Origin of the sequence: Halopseudomonas nanhaiensis (assembly GCF_020025155.1) — a bacterium.
GTDB classification, from domain to species: Bacteria; Pseudomonadota; Gammaproteobacteria; order Pseudomonadales; family Pseudomonadaceae; genus Halopseudomonas; species Halopseudomonas nanhaiensis.
On sequence record NZ_CP073751.1, the window covers coordinates 3,243,190 to 3,260,812 of the forward strand.

At 59.9% G+C, this 17,623-nt stretch carries 16 protein-coding genes; 13 read left to right on the plus strand and 3 right to left on the minus strand.

Annotation, left to right across the window (positions count from 1 at the left end):
* Positions 1-44: 44 nt before the first annotated feature.
* From KEM63_RS14880 to KEM63_RS14930, 11 genes are all read left to right on the plus strand, one after another.
* The gene (locus KEM63_RS14880) at positions 45-1,397 is read left to right on the plus strand and encodes a UDP-glucose dehydrogenase family protein (RefSeq protein WP_223652969.1); all 1,353 of its coding nucleotides are present in this window, start codon (positions 45-47) and stop codon (positions 1,395-1,397) included.
* Positions 1,384-2,775 carry a lipopolysaccharide biosynthesis protein gene (locus KEM63_RS14885; RefSeq protein WP_223652971.1) on the plus strand — a complete coding sequence of 464 codons (1,392 nt, stop codon included), beginning with the start codon at positions 1,384-1,386 and terminating at the stop codon, positions 2,773-2,775. Before KEM63_RS14880 ends, KEM63_RS14885 begins: the two co-directional genes overlap by 14 nt.
* 32 nt (positions 2,776-2,807) lie before the next feature.
* Positions 2,808-3,965, plus strand: coding sequence for a glycosyltransferase family 2 protein (locus KEM63_RS14890; RefSeq protein WP_223652973.1), 1,158 nt, complete (start codon positions 2,808-2,810; stop codon positions 3,963-3,965).
* 60 nt (positions 3,966-4,025) lie between these two features.
* Positions 4,026-5,150 (plus strand): GDP-mannose 4,6-dehydratase, encoded by a 1,125-nt coding sequence (gmd, locus tag KEM63_RS14895; RefSeq protein ID WP_223652981.1) that lies wholly within the window; start codon positions 4,026-4,028, stop codon positions 5,148-5,150.
* 2 nt (positions 5,151-5,152) lie between these two features.
* Positions 5,153-6,127 (plus strand): GDP-L-fucose synthase, encoded by a 975-nt coding sequence (gene fcl, locus KEM63_RS14900; protein ID WP_223652983.1) that lies wholly within the window; start codon positions 5,153-5,155, stop codon positions 6,125-6,127.
* A gap of 2 nt (positions 6,128-6,129) precedes the next feature.
* Complete coding sequence (locus KEM63_RS14905) at positions 6,130-6,594, plus strand: GDP-mannose mannosyl hydrolase (protein ID WP_223652985.1); 465 nt, start codon at positions 6,130-6,132, stop codon at positions 6,592-6,594.
* Between the two features lie 112 nt (positions 6,595-6,706).
* Positions 6,707-7,981: a hypothetical protein gene (locus KEM63_RS14910; protein ID WP_223652987.1), complete on the plus strand. Its 1,275-nt coding sequence runs from the start codon at positions 6,707-6,709 to the stop codon at positions 7,979-7,981.
* Positions 7,944-8,717 (plus strand): glycosyltransferase, encoded by a 774-nt coding sequence (locus tag KEM63_RS14915; RefSeq protein ID WP_223652989.1) that lies wholly within the window; start codon positions 7,944-7,946, stop codon positions 8,715-8,717. Before KEM63_RS14910 ends, KEM63_RS14915 begins: the two co-directional genes overlap by 38 nt.
* A 50-nt stretch (positions 8,718-8,767) precedes the next feature.
* Positions 8,768-9,517: a WecB/TagA/CpsF family glycosyltransferase gene (locus KEM63_RS14920; RefSeq protein ID WP_223652991.1), complete on the plus strand. Its 750-nt coding sequence runs from the start codon at positions 8,768-8,770 to the stop codon at positions 9,515-9,517.
* Positions 9,514-10,950, plus strand: a complete 1,437-nt coding sequence (locus KEM63_RS14925) for a mannose-1-phosphate guanylyltransferase/mannose-6-phosphate isomerase (RefSeq protein WP_223652993.1) — start codon at positions 9,514-9,516, stop codon at positions 10,948-10,950. Before KEM63_RS14920 ends, KEM63_RS14925 begins: the two co-directional genes overlap by 4 nt.
* A 33-nt stretch (positions 10,951-10,983) precedes the next feature.
* A complete protein-coding gene (locus tag KEM63_RS14930) occupies positions 10,984-11,952 on the plus strand; it encodes a phosphoribosyltransferase (protein ID WP_223652994.1) in 969 nt (322 codons plus the stop codon).
* A 12-nt stretch (positions 11,953-11,964) separates the two neighbouring features.
* Here the strand turns inward: KEM63_RS14930 and KEM63_RS14935 are convergent, their stop codons facing one another.
* Positions 11,965-13,023, minus strand: a complete 1,059-nt coding sequence (locus KEM63_RS14935; RefSeq protein ID WP_223652996.1) for a glycoside hydrolase family 5 protein — start codon at positions 13,021-13,023, stop codon at positions 11,965-11,967.
* Positions 13,024-13,217: 194 nt separating this feature from the next.
* On the opposite strand from KEM63_RS14935, the gene KEM63_RS14940 reads away from it, so the two are divergent.
* Positions 13,218-14,006 (plus strand): WecB/TagA/CpsF family glycosyltransferase, encoded by a 789-nt coding sequence (locus KEM63_RS14940; protein ID WP_223652999.1) that lies wholly within the window; start codon positions 13,218-13,220, stop codon positions 14,004-14,006.
* 12 nt (positions 14,007-14,018) lie between these two features.
* Here the strand turns inward: KEM63_RS14940 and KEM63_RS14945 are convergent, their stop codons facing one another.
* Both KEM63_RS14945 and KEM63_RS14950 read right to left on the minus strand, forming a co-directional pair.
* The gene (locus tag KEM63_RS14945) at positions 14,019-15,389 is read right to left on the minus strand and encodes an O-antigen ligase family protein (protein ID WP_223653001.1); all 1,371 of its coding nucleotides are present in this window, start codon (positions 15,387-15,389) and stop codon (positions 14,019-14,021) included.
* Between the two features lie 138 nt (positions 15,390-15,527).
* Complete coding sequence (locus KEM63_RS14950) at positions 15,528-15,752, minus strand: hypothetical protein (protein ID WP_223653004.1); 225 nt, start codon at positions 15,750-15,752, stop codon at positions 15,528-15,530.
* 83 nt (positions 15,753-15,835) lie between these two features.
* On the opposite strand from KEM63_RS14950, the gene ggt reads away from it, so the two are divergent.
* Positions 15,836-17,599: a gamma-glutamyltransferase gene (gene ggt / locus KEM63_RS14955; protein WP_223653006.1), complete on the plus strand. Its 1,764-nt coding sequence runs from the start codon at positions 15,836-15,838 to the stop codon at positions 17,597-17,599.
* The last annotated feature ends 24 nt before the right edge of the window (positions 17,600-17,623 follow it).

Genomic DNA, 17,623 nt, shown 5'->3' on the forward strand with positions numbered 1-17,623 from the left:
CCCTCGGGCAAATGCAGATTCAAAGCTCAACATAAGGAATAGGCATGAACATTACTGTCGTTGGAACCGGTTACGTGGGATTGGTCACTGGAGCCTGCATCGCCGAGATGGGTAATACCGTGTATTGCGTCGATGTCGACCAGAACAAGATCGAGAATCTCAAGAAAGGGATTCTGCCGATCTATGAACCCGAGCTCGACACCATCGTGGTGGAAAACCATGCCGCGGGGCGCCTGCACTTCACTACCTCGCTCAGGGAAGCGATGGCCGATACCGATGTCTACTTCATCGCCGTCGGCACTCCGCCCGGTGAAGATGGCTCAGCCGACCTTCGTTACGTACTCGACGTCGCGCGTGAGATTGGCAGCCTGATGGAGCGTCCGTCGGTGGTCATCAACAAATCCACCGTGCCGGTCGGCACCGCTGACAAGGTGCGCGATGCGGTTCGCCAGCAGCTGGAAACGCGTGGGGTGGATATCGAATTCGATGTCGTCTCCAACCCGGAATTCCTCAAGGAAGGCGCAGCGGTAGACGATTTCATGCATCCCGATCGGATCATCGTCGGCACTGACAGCGCACGCGCTCGCCAGATCATGGATGAGCTCTATGCGCCCTTCATCCGCAACCACCCGCGCATGATGTTCATGGGCGTGCGCGATGCGGAAATGACCAAATACGCAGCCAATGCCATGCTTGCCACCAAGATATCCTTCATGAACGAAGTGGCCAGCTTGTGCGAGCGCCTGGGCGTGGACGTGGAAAATGTCCGCCTGGGTATTGGCTCGGATCAGCGCATCGGCTTCCACTTCATCTATGCCGGTTGCGGCTATGGTGGCTCGTGCTTCCCGAAGGACGTCAAGGCGCTGATCAGCATTGCGCATCAGAACGACTTCGAGCCCAAGCTGCTGCAGGCCGTCGAAGCACGCAATGACCTGCAGAAGCATTCGCTGTTCAACAAGGTCTCCGCGCACTTCTCCGGCGACCTTGAGGGACGGACCATCGCCGTCTGGGGTCTGGCATTCAAGCCAGGCACCGATGATATGCGCGAAGCCCCCAGCGTGGTGCTGATCAACAGCCTGATCAATGCTGGCGCCAAGGTTCGTGCCTTCGATCCGGTTGCCCACGAAACCGCGCCCCGCGAGTTCCCCGCGGAGTGGCTCACCGAGAAGAAGCTGGAAATCGTCGACGGGCAGTACGAAGCCGCCATCGATGCCGACGCGCTGGTCCTGGTGACAGAGTGGAAGCCGTTCCGCCGCCCGGACTTCAAGGCGCTGAAAAAGCTGCTGCGCACGCCGGTGATTGTCGACGGTCGCAACCAGTACGATCCGGCGCAAACCCAGCGCGCCGGGTTCCACTACTACGGTATTGGACGCATGCCAGCACATGCCGCAGTCTGAACTGGCCAACTCCGGCATGAACCCGCGCCGAGACGCCCCCGACACCAGAAGCGGGCGCCTGCGCGGGCAGATCCAGAACACCTTGCGCAGCAGCCTGCTGCGCAATATCGCCACGGTAGTCTCCGGAACCGCCGGTGCGCAGGCACTGACGCTGGCGTTCATGCCGGTTATAACCCGCATCTACGGTCCGGAGAACTACGGGGTACTGGGCGTGTTCATGGGCCTGGCGATGATGCTGATCCCGGTGGCAGCGCTGTGCTATCCGACGTCCATCGTGCTGCCACGGCGGGACAGTGACGCGCTCAAGCTGGTCAAGCTGTCTTTGCTCATGGCCACCTTCGTCTCGAGCCTGTTGGCGATATTTCTGCTCGTCGCAGGAGACTGGTTCGCCGAGGCGTTGAGTGTGGAAGCGGCCGTTCCGTTTCTGATGCTGCTGCCTGCGGTCACCTTTGCCGGCGCGGCGCTGGAAACCGCCCAGCAATGGTTGTTTCGCAAGCAGTTGTTCCGTGTCACGGCCAAAGCTGCCGTGGCGTATTCGCTGCTTCACAACTCCATTCGTAGTCTGGCAGGACTTGTCAGCCCCACCGCTGCGGTGCTGGTTGTCACCACCGGGTTCGGCCCGCTCCTGCACTCGGCCTTGCTGCTGCTGGGCATCCGCAAGGGACCGCCGCTGCAGGTGAAGCCGGAAGTAGAGCAGCGCCAGTCGCCGGTCCGCATGCGTGACCTGGCCGGGCGCTATCAGGACTTTCCGAAATTCCGTGCGCCCCAGATGCTGATCAACACCGTCTCACAGAACCTTCCGACACTGGTTCTGGCTGCCTACTTCGGCCCGGCAGCCGCCGGGTTCTTCGCGCTGTGCAAGCAGGCGCTGACCATGCCGACTCATCTGGTTGGCAAGTCCGTGGCCGATGTGTACTACCCGAAGCTGGCCCGCTCCATTCAGCACGGCGAGCCGATAGCCGGCACGGTAATGAAGGCCGTTGCCGGTCTCGCAGCGGTGGGGCTGGTCCCCTTCGCACTGGTGTTTGCCACCGGACCCTGGCTGTTCGCCACCGTGTTCGGCGAAGAGTGGCGCACAGCCGGTGAATACGCGCGCTGGCTGGCGCTGGCCGAATACGCCGTGTTTGCCTCAAGGCCCTGTACGGTGGCAGTCCCGGCGCTGGGACTGCAGCGCCTGTCACTGATATTTGAAATCTGCAGCACCACGCTCCGCGTATCAGCGCTGTACTTTGGCGCGGTGGTTCTGGGAGAGCAGATGGACACTGTCATGGCTTTCAGCATTGCCAGCATCATCATTTATTGCGCTCTGGTTTTAGTCGTATTCATCAAGGCACGAGCGTGGTATGCGAACCTGTCGCATGCTGATCACGCTGATTGAGACGGGACCTTAATTGAAATGGCAGTATTATCATGACCCCTGCGACACCAACCATCATTGTGGTCGGTTACAACCGACCAGACAGCCTGACGCGGCTTCTAAGCTCGCTGATCAAGGGTCACTATCCACCCGGCAACGTACGCCTTGTCATCAGCCTCGACGCATGCGATACGGTAGAGCCGCGCCGGGTCGCCGAGGCGTTCGACTGGCCCTTCGGGGAAAAACGGGTGCTGGCTCGGCCCGACAGGATGGGCTTGCGCGAACACGTACTAAGCTGCGGCGACCTGACCGAAGAATACGGCGATATCATCGTTCTGGAAGATGATCTGTACGTTTCGCCCTACTTTTACGAATACGCGACGCGCGCGCTGGCGTACTACGGGGACGATCAGGATATCGCCGGCATCAGCCTGTATAGCCTGAACTTCTGCCAGACATCCAACCTGCCGTTCATGCCGATCGATAACGGCAATGCGGACGTCTACTTCCTGCAACTGGCTGCGTCCTGGGGACAGGCCTGGTCTGCGCGACACTGGCAGGAGTTCCGGCGGTGGCTGGCAGCCAATGGTAACGATATCTCCCGGATCGACAATATACCGCCGGATGTTCGAAGCTGGCCGGAGTCCTCCTGGCTCAAGCTGTATGACGCCTACATCATCGATCGGAACAAGTTCTTTGTTTATCCCTACCGGGCGCTGTCGACCAACTTCGGCGACCCTGGCCAGCACTTCACCATGGCGTCCTCGCGCTTTCAGGTAGCAGTGCAGCAGCAAAGCAAGGAACACCGATTCGTTGGCCTTGAAGAAAGTATCGCGGTCTATGACGCGTTCTGCGAATTGCTGCCCCGTACGTTCAAGCGGCAGAACCCGCGGCTCGCCGAGTACGACTTTGTGGTCAACCTCCACGCGCAAAAAACGCCCGCACACGGCCTGCAGCTGACTCGCACGGCGCAGCGGGGCGTCATGAGCTTCGAGTTCGCCATGAAACCGATGGAGCTGAGCGTACTCAATGATCTGGAAGGCGAAGGTATCGCCCTGATCGAATCCGCCGAGCTGGACAGGCAGGCTCAGAACTCGCCGGAAGCCGAATATGGGCTGTACCGATTCTTCTACAAGTTCCCCTCGTTGAAAGTTCTCCTGTTCGGCGTCAAGGAGAAAGTTCAACTGGCCCTGCGCGGCGCGAAGCGCTAGAGCGGGCCATGACCCAATTAACTTCCCACGTGGATTCAACCCCGACTACAGGTAACTAAAATGGAACGCAAAAAAGCACTCATCACCGGCATCACAGGTCAGGACGGCTCATACCTGGCGGAATTTCTCCTGGAGAAGGGCTACGAAGTCCACGGCATCAAGCGTCGCGCCTCGCTGTTCAACACCCAACGCGTCGATCACATCTATCAGGACCCGCATGTCGAGAACAAGAACTTCGTTCTGCACTACGGCGACCTGAGCGATTCGTCCAACCTGACCCGCATCATCCAGGAAGTGCAGCCCGACGAGGTCTACAACCTCGGCGCCCAGTCGCACGTGGCGGTCAGCTTCGAAGCGCCGGAATACACCGCAGACGTCGATGCCATGGGTACCCTGCGTATCCTCGAGGCGATCCGTCTGCTGGGCCTGGAAAAGAAGACCCGTTTCTATCAGGCCTCCACCTCCGAGCTGTACGGTCTGGTGCAGGAGATTCCGCAGAAGGAAACCACCCCCTTCTACCCGCGTTCGCCCTACGCCGTAGCCAAGCTGTACGCCTACTGGATCACCGTGAACTACCGCGAAGCCTATGGCATGTATGCCTGCAACGGCATCCTGTTCAACCACGAGTCTCCGCGCCGCGGCGAAACCTTCGTCACGCGCAAGATCACCCGCGGCCTGGCGAACATCGCCCAGGGTCTGGAAAGCTGCCTGTACATGGGCAACATGGACGCGCTGCGCGACTGGGGCCATGCCAAGGACTACGTGCGCATGCAGTGGATGATGCTGCAGCAGGAAACCGCTGACGACTTCGTCATCGCCACCGGCGTGCAGTACTCGGTACGTGAATTCATCAAGTGGTCGGCGGCCGAGCTGGGCATCACCCTGCGTTTCGAAGGCCAGGGCGTTGACGAGAAGGCCATCGTCGAGAAGATCGAAGGTGACAAGGCTCCCGGTCTGGCGACTGGCGATGTGATCGTCCGCGTCGATCCGCGCTACTTTCGCCCGGCCGAAGTGGAAACTCTCCTGGGCGATCCGAGCAAGGCCAAGGACGTACTCGGCTGGACTCCGGAAATTACCGTGCAGGAAATGTGCGCCGAAATGGTCCGTGAAGATCTCAAGGTCGCCCAGCGCCATGCGCTGCTCAAGGAGCACGGCCACGAGATTCCGGTCAGCGTGGAGGGTTGAGCATGGCAGCTGACCTCAACCAGCGCATCTTCGTAGCCGGCCATCGGGGCATGGTCGGCTCGGCGATCGTCCGGCGCCTCGAGGCGCTGGGCTATACCGACATCGTCACGCGGGGCCGCAACGAGCTGAACCTGCTGGATCAGCGCGCGGTGAACGCGTTCTTCCAGGCTGAAGGCATCGACCAGGTCTACCTGGCCGCGGCCAAGGTCGGCGGCATTCACGCGAACAACGAGTACCCGGCCGAGTTCATCTACGAGAACCTGATGATCGAGGCCAACATCATCCACGCCGCGCACAGCGCAGGCGTGGAGAAGTTGCTGTTCCTTGGCTCCTCGTGCATCTATCCCAAGCATGCCGAGCAACCGATGCGCGAAGAGGCCCTGCTGACCGGCATTCTCGAGCCGACCAACGAGCCCTACGCGATCGCCAAGATTGCCGGTATCAAGCTCTGCGAAAGCTACAACCGCCAGTACGGTCGTGACTACCGCAGCGTGATGCCGACCAACCTGTACGGCCCGCACGACAACTACCACCCGGAAAACAGCCACGTCATCCCTGCCCTGCTGCGCCGCTTCCACGAAGCGACCCAGCGTGGCGATGAAGAGGTGGTGGTCTGGGGCAGCGGCAAGCCGATGCGCGAGTTTCTACATGTGGACGATATGGCCGCGGCCAGCATCCACGTGATGAATCTTGATACCGCAACCTACCGCGAGCACACCCAGCCAATGCTCTCGCACATCAATGTCGGCACCGGCGAAGACTGCACCATCCGCGAGCTGGCCGAAACGGTCAAGAAAGTGACCGAGTTCCCCGGCAAGCTCACCTTCGATGCCAGCAAGCCTGACGGCACGCCGCGCAAGCTGATGGATGTCTCGCGTCTGGAACGGCTCGGCTGGAAGAGCAGCATCAAGCTCGAGGATGGGCTGCGCGATGCCTATCGCTGGTTTGTCGAGCATCAGGGCGACGCACGAGGCTGATTATGCAACTGGACAAGGAAACGTTCAGGAGCGTGGTCGCCCACGCTCCGCTGGTCTCGCTGGATCTCGTGGTGCGTAATGCAGCCGGCGAAATTCTGCTGGGTAGGAGGCTGAACCGGCCGGCGCAAGGTTACTGGTTTGTGCCAGGGGGCCGGATTTACAAGAACGAGCGCCTCGATCGGGCCTTCGCCCGCATTACCCAGGCCGAGCTTGGCCAACCCTTCGCCCGCGCTGATGCGCGCCTGCTGGATCTCTACGAACATTTCTACACCGATAGCGTGTTTGGCGACACGCCAGACACGCACTACGTGGTCAGCGGCTACCTGCTTGATCTGCCACAGGGTTGTGAGCTTTCCCTCCCCGATACCCAGCACGACGGATTCCGCTGGTGGAGCCCCGACGAGATGCGTCGTGACCCCATGGTCCATGAAAATTCTCGCGCCTACCTGAACGCCGTCGGTCGCTGATCGACGGTTTTTCATCTCGTTCGGAACTGTCCGGACAAAATCGTGCCAAAGGGTGTTACAGGACCGGATCGGTCGACAACGACCAGGTCTAGCAGACCGAGGGATTGAGACGTTGCTGAAGAACCTACTCGCCTATAGAAACCTCCTTTTTGTCGTCATCTTTTTGAATACGGGTGCCCTGTTCCTGAGCGACGACAAGAAGTCGGGGATACTGTTTTTACGCGAGCTGTACCTGCTTGGCGTGGTCGGTGCAGCATTTATGCTGTGCCTGATCTGGCGCCGGGTCTATCAGTCCAGAGCTGCCCTGTGGGTACTGTTCTTCGGCGTATTCATTCCGTTGTTCTCCGCGCTGCTCGCCTATCTGAACTACGGTCAACCGTTGATTTACGGCCTGCTCGAGGAACGCCGCAGCCTGGCCTGGCTGTCGTTTTTCCTGGTGCTGTTCCTGCTGATCAAGACGAAACCCGAGCAGCGACACATCGAAGCGTTTTTTATGACCTCGGCGATAGCAGCCACAGTCATTGGCTTCATGTACTACTTCAGCATTCTTCCGGACAATCCGATTCCGGCGTTTGCCAAGGATGTGAAGGACACTGGCGACCTGCGGCCGGACCGCTACCGTATCGGTGCCGGCGCTGTAACCCTCGGCGCGTATATTCTGCTTTATCGGCTGCGCGATCAGTTGTCGATCAAGAGTCTCGCCCTGCTGTTGTACTTCGCCGCCTACCTCTGGCTGGTGGTGCAGACCCGTTCCACCATGTTGATCTGGGCCCTGGCTGCGGTATGGATTTTCCGCAAGCGCCTGGATTCTGCTGCCAAGGTCCTGTTTACGGCCGGCATCCTCCTGGGCATGTCGTATCTGATGTTCCCGGAATTCTATGTGATGCAGTACGAGAAGCTTATTTTGATGTACGACGAGGCGGTCAACAGCCCCGGCGTGCGCGACGACACCATCGCTACGATTCTCGCGGCCCTGGATGCGAACAACTACATCGGTATGGGCGCGCTGTCGCTGCAGTGGAACGGCGGGTTCGGAACCCTCTACGACCCGCACTTCTATCTGTCGGACGTGGGCATCATCGGTGTGTACTACCGCTTCGGCTTCCTGACGCCGCTGATTGCGCTGCTGTTCTACGGCGGCTTCATTTACTTCATGCGTCAAGTCAAGGACAAGAGCCCCCTGCTCAATGCGTTTCAGCTGGGCTTCTGGTTCAGCATGGTCAACATGTTCCTGTCCAATTCAATCATGTACGGGGGCGACACCCTCGGCATCACGCTGGCGTGCTTCCTGTATTTCGCAAGAAAACAGGCTAGCGAAGCGGCTCACATGCAATACGAGCGAGTTAACAATGATCCAGTTCACTATCGTCACTATAAATTGGAATAACCTGGCCGGTCTGCAGAAGACCTACCAGAGCGTTGCCAGCCAGACATACCGCAACTTCCGCTGGATTGTGGTGGACGGGGCGTCGAACGACGGCGCCGTCGAATGGCTGCAGACAGTGAAAGAGCCGTGGGCAGAGATTACCTCCGAGCCTGACAACGGTTTGTACGATGCCATGAACAAGGGCCTCGAGAAAGCCGTGACCACGCCCGGCTACACGCTGTTTCTGAATAGTGGCGACTGGCTCTACGACGAGCGCGTCCTGGAACGGGTGGCGCAGACCATCGAGCAAGCCACCACTGCGCCGAGTTACGTGTATGGCGACTTCGCCCGCTTCAGCGCGGCCGGACGGGTTCATCATTTTCCGGGCAAGCCGATCGAGCGGTTGTTCGTCGGCATGCCCTCGAGCCATCAGGCGATGTATTTCGAGAATGAACTGCTCAAGTCGGTCCGCTTCAGAGATCAGTACAAGCTCTCTGCGGACTACTGCATGCTGATCGAATTCATCAACCAGGTGCCATCGCGCGAGCAGATCGTACATATCGCCCAGCCGTTGTGCGTGTTCGATAACACAGGTGTTTCCGTGCAGCGTCGTTTCGAAGCGATCAAGGAAGACGTTCAGATCCGCCGTCGGCACATGAAGCTGTCTGCTGTCCGGAACTATGGCCTGTACACCCTGCACTACCTGCACGCACACGTCAGAAATCTGCAGGCGGCGCTGGAGAACAAAACGGCTTGAACATTCTGCGGAAAAACACTGGCGTTATGCAGTTGCCAAGGAGGTTGCAATTGAAAGCGTTTGATATCGAATTCTATACCGGGAGCAAGGACACGCTCATCGCAGACATCGTCGAGGCGAGCGCTGGAAAGTACAGCTACATCGTCACGCCAAACGTCAATCATGTGGTGCAGCTGGAACACAGCGCTCCGTTGCGTACCGCCTATTCCGCTGCAAGCCATCGCATTTGCGACAGCCGCGTACTGCTGCCGTTCGTACGAGCCTTCAAGGTGCCGCTCGTCGAAGCCATCCCCGGCAGCACCTTGACTGCCGAACTCATCGAGCGCGCCGACGCCGAACAGTGGGATGTGACCATCATTGGCTGTGAGCCAGCAAGCGTCCAACGCGTCACGGAGCGCTACCCGGGCATACGGGTTCATCATCACTATCCGCCCATGGGCTTCATCAATGATCCCGCAGCGGTGGATGCATGTGTGGATTACATCAATGCCCATCCCTCGCGCCTGATCATCTATGCGGTTGGTTGCCCCACGCAGGAGATCCTCGCCCTCAAGGTTCTGGAGGCCGGGCAGGCCAGCGGCGTCGGGCTTTGCGTCGGGGGGTCACTGAACTTTCTCTCCGGCGCAGTTCCTCGAGCGCCGGAATGGATGCAATTTCTCGCCCTCGAGTGGCTGCACCGCGTGTGTACCGAGCCGCGCAGGCTGGCTGGCCGCTATGCGCGTGATGCCTGGCGCTTCCTGCCGATTCTGGTCAGACATTACCGCAATACATTGAGTTTTTTAGAAGGAGCAAAGCAATGATCCCCATCATCATGTCCGGCGGTACCGGGTCTCGGCTCTGGCCGCTTTCGCGCCAACTGAATCCCAAGCAGTTCCTGCCGCTGGCAGAGGCTTCCTTCTCGATGCTTCAGGCGACCATCATGCGCCTGAAGGGTCTGGACATGCAGCAGCCCCGGCTGATCTGCAACGAGGAGCATCGCTTCCTCGCCGCTGAGCAGTTGCGCAAGATGGGCATGGAGAACGCTTCAATCATGCTGGAACCAGCTGGCCGGAACACGGCGCCAGCGGTTGCCATCGCCGCGATTCAGGCGCAGGAAAGCGGAGACGATCCGGTTCTGCTGATTCTTGCAGCCGATCATCTGATTCAGGATGAGGCAGGCTTCCGTGCCAGCGTCAACAAGGCTCTACCGCAGGCAGAAGCCGGCAAGCTGGTCGCGTTCGGCGTGGTACCCACCCATCCGGAAACCGGCTACGGTTATATCCAGCGCGGTCCGGCAGCCGGCGACAGTGCCTTCGCCGTGCAGCGTTTCGTAGAGAAGCCGGACACTGACACCGCCCGCGAATACGTCGCGTCCGGAGAATTTTTCTGGAACAGCGGCATGTTCATGTTCCGCGCCAGCCGTTACCTCGAGGAGCTGGGCAAATTCCGTCCGGATATCCTCGAGGCCTGCCGCGCTGCGATGGACAACCGCGAGACCGACATGCATTTCATCCGTGTCGATCGCGAAGCCTTTCTGGCCTGCCCGGAAGATTCGATCGATTATGCGGTCATGGAACGCACTGCTGACGCCGTGATGGTACCGCTGGATGTCGGCTGGAGCGATATCGGCTCCTGGTCAGCGCTGTGGGATGTGAGCAAGAAGGATGAGCAGGGCAACGTTTTCAAGGGCGATGTGATGGGGGAACAAACCGCCAACACCTACGTGCATGCCGAGCATCGGCTGGTCGCCACCGTCGGCCTGGAAGATCTGATCATCGTCGAGACCAAGGATGCTGTCCTGGTTGCGCACAAGGACAAGGCGCAGGACGTGAAGCGGATCGTCGAGCAACTCAAGGCGGAAAAACGCACCGAGTACCTCAACCATCGCGAAGTGTACAGACCCTGGGGCGTCTACGATTCGATCGACAATGGCCAGCGTTATCAGGTCAAGCGCATCACAGTCAAACCCGGCGCGAAACTGTCGGTGCAGATGCACCATCACCGTGCCGAACACTGGATTGTCGTGTGCGGGACCGCTCGCGTGACCAACGGCGACGAAACCTACATGGTGACGGAGAACGAGTCGACCTATATCCCCATCGGGCAGGTCCATTCACTGGAGAATCCGGGCGTCATTCCGCTCGAGCTGATCGAAGTTCAGTCCGGCTCGTATCTCGGTGAAGACGACATCGTGCGGTTGTCGGATAACTACGGTCGCGTACCTGAAAAGACCGGCACCAAGTCGGCGGTCTGATCCGCGACAGACGACCCCGAGGCAAGGAAGCGGATGAACTATCGTAACGTTAATGACCTCTCGCGGCTGATTACCCGACACGCCGGCCAGATCCCGATAGATGTGGATCTGGTCGTTGGCATTCCGCGTAGCGGAATGCTGGTGGCGAGCCTTGTTTCGCTTAAGCTCAATCTACCCCTGACCGACCTGTATTCCTTCCTGCGCAATGACGACATCAAGCGCGGAGACACGCGACAATACAAGCACGCTCAGCTCATCAAGCCCCTCGAAGCACGCAAGATACTGCTGGTTGACGACAGCATTGCTTCCGGCAAATCGATGGCCCGGGCCGCTGCGCAGGTGAATGAGCTGTTCCATGGCTCGGTTTGCACCCTGGTGGCCTTTGCCGAGCGGCACAATACCCAGGCAGTGGACATGTATCTGGAGCTGGTGGAGCAACCTCGAGTGTTCGAATGGAACATCATGCACCACCACTACATCAGCCACGCCTGCGTCGATATCGACGGTGTGCTCTGCGTGGATCCGGTTCCTCCGGATGCCGATGACGGCCCGAACTATCAGCAACTGCTGGCGAATGCGAGCCCGCTGTTCATTCCCTCGATCAAGGCATCACGCCTGGTCACCACACGCTTCGAACGCTACCGCAGCGATACCGAGGCCTGGCTGCAACGTCATGGCGTGGAGTATGACTCCTTGCACATGTTTCCAGACGTACCCGAGGATCAGCGTCGTCAGCCTGGTGCCAAAATACGCTTCAAGGCGCGGATTTACCGCGAAGACCCGCATTGTGTGCTGTTCATCGAAAGCGAGGAAACGCATGCCAGCGGCATCATGCAGCTGGCGGACAAGCCGGTTTTCTGCATAGAGAATAACGAGATGTACGTGCCCGGGGCGTCCTTCGGTGCGTTCAAGGCACAGGCAATGCGCAAGAGCCGAAGCTTCGTGCGCAAGTGTTCGGAGCGCCTGGCCAGCCTGTGGACAGGACGCTCGAGCATCGGCTGACCGGATCGGGCTTCAGCTGTCGTTAGGCTGAGGCCCGTAGGTCTTGCAGTTGCCTTCTCCGATAAACTTCTCCAGGACCGCCATCTGCGGGCGGTCCTTACCCTTCTTCGGTTCGATCGAGAGACGATATTTGCCCCATGAGGGTCCGGCTGCCCAATAGCTGATCGGGATGCAATGCTTTTGCAGGTACGTGAGCAGCTCCTCCGCCGCTTCAGCCCATTTCGGGTGCGTATGCGGAATGCCGAACTCGCCGATGTGACCTCGCTTCCCGTGCTCCTGCAACCACTCGACGAAGGGCTTCGCACGCTTGACCCCGACCGACGTATCGAAGTTGCCGGACGGCGTCTCCTGATAGGTGCCGCTGGCATCATTGTCGATGTAGAGGTGAGCGGAGAATACGATATTGTCAGCCGGATCCTTCAGATCCAGAAGCGGTGCGGCGTACTTCTGCCATCGCGCTGCACTCGACCAGGACTTGCCTTCTATATATAGCGGACGCTTGCGGTCGTACTTGCGTACGCCGTCGATACCCGCCTGGGCGGCTTCAGGCCAGTTATCCTCGGCGTCGCCGTAGGGCTCGTTCATGATGTCGTAGGCGTAGAGCGCCGAATGGGTGTGCCAGCGCTTGGCAATCCGCTCCATCAGATTCCGGTATGCCGAAAAAGGAACTGCTTCACTGCCTATCACTTCACCGCGGTAGCGTGCGTAGTTGTGGATATCGAGGATGACGTTCATCTGGTGCCGACCGGCATCGTCGAGCATGTCGTTGATCAGCTTGGCGTAGGTGTCGTCAAATTCAGCGTCCAGAGTCGGCTGCAATCGCTCCCACTTGATGGGAAAGCGAACTGTGCGGATTCCCTTGTCCTGCCAGTACTTGAAATAGTCATCGTCCGGAAAGAAGTAGTGCGTGCCATGCTTGCCCGGCAGCTCCTTGGAGGTAAACTCCGCCCCGGCGACGTTGATCCCGATCAGTTCGAAGTCATCCGCGTACCCGGTGCCTGCGGCCAGTGCCAGACCTAGGCCGAGCCCGGCGGCCCAGCGCGACAAAGCTGTTCCCTTAACACGTTGCATGTTGCCTCCTGTATTTCCGTTGAGACGCCTCGATCCAAGTAAAGCCGATTACCGGAATCTCGATCTTTTTCGCCCCTTCGCTCGCTTCCGACACTCATTTCCTCGATTAGTTGGCTTTGCGGGGGGAACCAAAGCGACCCATCCCCCGCCTAAGCCTTCAGGACATGGAATACACTTTTCGCAAGAGGTCGGCGATGACAAGCTCAGCTACCAAGCGCCAGGATCCACTCATTGGCAAGCTCGATCTGATCGATTCGAGTCAGACGCAACCACTGATGGAGGACCTGTCGGCAGTCAAGGCACCTGTTACCGTCGGCTTCATGAACCAGCACGCCTACAACCTCGCGCAGCAGGATCCGGTCATCAGGCAGCAGTTTGCCAAGATGAGTTATCTGCTTCGCGACGGCATTGGTATCAAGATAGCCTGTCAACTGAACGGGCGCGCGCCGCAAGCCAACATGAACGGCACCGACTTCATCCCTCGATTGATCGACCATCTCATTGAGCATGACGAAGGACAGTATCGCTTCCTGGCGATGGGCACGCGTGAACCCTGGCTGTCAAAAGGCGCGCGCAGGCTGTTCAAGGACAAGCCCTTCGAGGCGATCGATGGATTTCAGCCGGTAGAAGCCTACGTGGAATTTGCCAGGCAACACTGTGCGGACGGCAAGATTCCGGTGGTGGTGCTGGCGATGGGTATGCCTAAGCAGGAAGAAGTTGCGCTGCGAATCAAGCGTGAACTGGACTGTCCGGCATTGCTGATTTGTGGCGGTGCGATTCTGGACTTTTCTGCCGAGCGTTTCGCCCGGGCACCACTGGTGTTCCGGAAGATGGGTCTGGAGTGGCTGTACCGCCTCGGCAAGGAACCGCGGCGCCTGTTCAAGCGCTACGTGATCGGTATTCCCCAGTTCTTCTATTACGTGGCGCGTAACAGCGGCACGATCGGCTCTCGCCAGGACGATCAACGCGTGTTCGACCAGTAACGACGCGTAGATCTACCCGCCGGCGGTTCGTTCACCGTCGGCGCCGCGATCCACACGGTGATAGTTCGCCGTCACAGCCACCGCGCACAACACGATATACGTTGCAGCGTTGGCCGGTATCTGCAGATTGAAATCGGTGCTTGAGTGGATCATCAGCGAAAGAATGCCAATCGCCGTACCGAAGCCCAGTCCACTGCGATATAACGACTGCCGCTGACGCATCGCCCGGATCGCATAGAACATCGATATCCCTACGAAAAGCGCCAGCGGCAGACTGCCGATCAGCCCGAACTCGATGAAAAACTGCAGAAAGTCATTGTGCGCATGATCGTAATGCAAGGGGATGTCACTGCCGGCGTACGGCGGAAAAACCGCCTCGAAGCTGCCTGCTCCCTGACCTGTCAGCGGGTTTTCCCGAGCCAGCGGTAGCGCCTGCTGGACTACCAGTCCGCGATATTCGTTGGCTTCCAGCACCACGTTCCCATCTACCACCACATCGTTCAGCCGCGTGTTGACGAGCCGGTCCTTGAGCTGATCCAGGCCGAAATACTGACTGATGATGACGATATCGATCACGATGATGCTCGCCAGGATCAGACTGTTGCGCAGTCGATTTTCCCGGTCGATCAACACGAAGGCACCGCCGACGATCAGAAGGCTGGCGAAGAACGCGGTGTTGCCCATGCGCGAGTGGCTCATCACCAGGGCGATGACCATTATCACCAGCCCCAGACGCACGCGCATCTTCGGCCCGATGATCGTTTCGATCAGGCGCGCCCAACGGAACCGCCCCCCGTCACGCAAGGCCATAAGCAGGCCTATCCCGGCTGCCATGGCAAGCTCAAGATAGCCTGCCAGATGGTTACGATTGACGAAGGTTCCGGTCGCGTGGCCGACGTGAAACTGCTTGGCCTCCAGCACCAGCCACTCCATTCCCGAGAGTGTCATGAAGGTGCCGAAGAACGCCTGAAATACCCCACTGAACACCAGCACCCCAAGCAGGATCGAGATGCGCTTGCGGGTTCGCACCAGCCCCGCTACCAGCAGGTACAGCAAGCAGTAGCCTATACCGAGCATCAGATACTGAAATGTACTGCCGGGGTCCTGACTGAGCCCCCCCACCCACTGAATGGCGACCCACACCTGGGTCGCCAGCAACAACCCCAGCGGTAGCAGGGCCCGCCGGAAGCCGGTCCCCAGCGGCTCCCTGCGCACCAACTGAACCGCACTCCAGATCGCAGCAAGCAGGCCGGCAGACAGAATGAACAGGCCGACGGCCCAATCCCGGTTGCTGCCCATGGGCAACGGCAGCCAGACCAACAGCGCCAGCAGGGCGCCAAACAGGATTCGTTCGGCTGTGTCGAGCCGTGGGTGCTCCAACATAGGGCGCTTCCTTGCTTCTGCGAGCGTTTGGAATACTTCCGCCGCGACCCGTGAGTCCGGATCGCTACCAGGCGTTGGTCGATGATAGGTCGAAGACACCGGCTCGCCAACCGCACCGGTCGGGTGTGTTGCTCGAGCTCAGTGCTTCGATGCGGTCCGCCGGGTCATCCGTGCGCCGGTCTCCGGGCCAAGCAGTGCCAGCACCGTCGCGGCAGACATGTCGTACTGCTGCATCAGCGCGCGCAGTTCATCGCTGAAACTCAGCTCCTGCTGCAGACCGGCATCGCGCTTGAGGGATTCTAGTTGGGCCAACTGCTCGGCCAGACGCCGTTCGGCAGCCCTGAATTCGGATAGTTTGCTCATGGATTGCTCATGACGAGTCGAAACGGCGATTCTACACCATCGCCGGTTAGACGCTGTGTGTATCTGCGGCTAGCCTGAAGGTCATGACCCGACTTCATGCCACCTTGATGACGCTGCCCGCATTACCTCCACATATACGAACCTGGCTCGCAGGTCTCATCCTCGCACTGAGTGGCTGTTCCGGCACCGACCCGGGCACCTCAAACCCCACCACTCAGCCTGTCGAAGAGCGCCAGGCTCAACACTTCATGGTCAGCGCAGCCCACCCCGCCGCCGTCGAGGCAGGCCTCGACATGTTGCGGCGCGGTGGGCATGCAGTGGATGCCGCCATTGCCACGCAGATGGTGCTCGGCTTCATCGAGGCTCCGGAAACCGGCATCGGCGGGGGCGGGTTCCTGCTGCTGCACGATGCCGCTTCCGGCAGGTCGATGATGTACGACGGGCGCGAGACGGCCCCCCAGGCGGCCACGGAAGACCGGTTTCGCAGACTGGGATTGCCTCTCCCGAAGGCGGTTGCGATTCCCAGCAGTGCCTCGGTCGGCGTGCCGGGCCTGGTCGCGATGCTCGGCGCTGCACACCAGGAACACGGCCGTCTGCCCTGGGAAACGTTGTTCGAGCCGGCGATTCGACTGGCAGAACAGGGTATGGACATGCCCCCGCGCCTGCAGACCCAGGTCCGGCAGGACTGGTCTCTGCGCCTGTTCGGCGACACGCGCGATTACTTTCGCAGACAGGCGAGACAGGACCCGCCGCGGCTGCGCAATGAAGAACTGGCCCGCACCATGCAGCGAATCGCCGACGACGGCCCGCAGAGCTTTTATCAGGGCGATATCGCGGATCAATTCGTTGCCAGGGTGCGCGAGGGTCGCTGGGGTCCGGATGATCTGACACTCGAGGACATGGCCGGGTACCGGTCGGTTCTGCGCCGACCGGTCTGCGGCAGCTATCGACAATGGACGCTGTGTGGCGGCGCGCCGCCCAGCTCCGGTGGCCTGACCATACTTCAGGCGCTGGGCATGCTGGAACGCTTCCCGCTGGGGGAGATGTCGCCCGATGATCCGACCACCTGGCATCTGATTGCCGAAGCAAGCCGGCTGGCCTTTGCGGACCGCGACTATTACATAGGCGACCCGGATTTCGTGGAGGTGCCTGTCGAGGCGTTGCTCGACCGGGACTACCTCGCTGGCCGCAGCGAGCTGATTGATCCGCAGCAGACAATGGACGATCCCTCGCCCGGCGAACCTTCCCGCGTCCCGGTACTCGAACAGTCACGATGGGGCCCGGATCCAGACGGCACTGGCACCTCACACTTCAGCGTGGTCGATGCCGAAGGCAATATGCTCGCCTTGACCAGTTCCAACGAAGCGCCCTTCGGCAGCCGGATGTTGAGTCAGGGGTTCGTCGTCAACAGTCAGCTGACGGATTTCAGCTTCGCCCCGACCGTTGATGGCAGAGCACACCCCAATGCCGTCGGACCGGGGAAGCGTCCGCGAAGCTCCATGTCACCGTTCGTGGTTTTCGACGCGCAAGGCGAGCCCAGGCTCGTCATCGGTTCGCGTGGGGGCAGTCGCATCATCGGCTATGTGCTGAAGACGCTGATCGGCGTACTGGACTGGAACCTTGATGTGCAGGATGCAATCGCCCTGCCGAACATGGTGGAACGCGGCCAGGGTATCGAGATCGAAGCCGGTACGGAACTGGAGGCACTGGCGTCGCAACTCGAGGCGCTGGGGCACCAGATTCGCATCGTCCCGATGACCAGCGGACTGCATGGCATAGAACGCATAGAGAGCGGTTGGCGAGGTGGTGCCGATCCACGCCTGGACGGGGTGGCATTGGGCGACTGAACCGGCCGCTGCACCACACCGGAG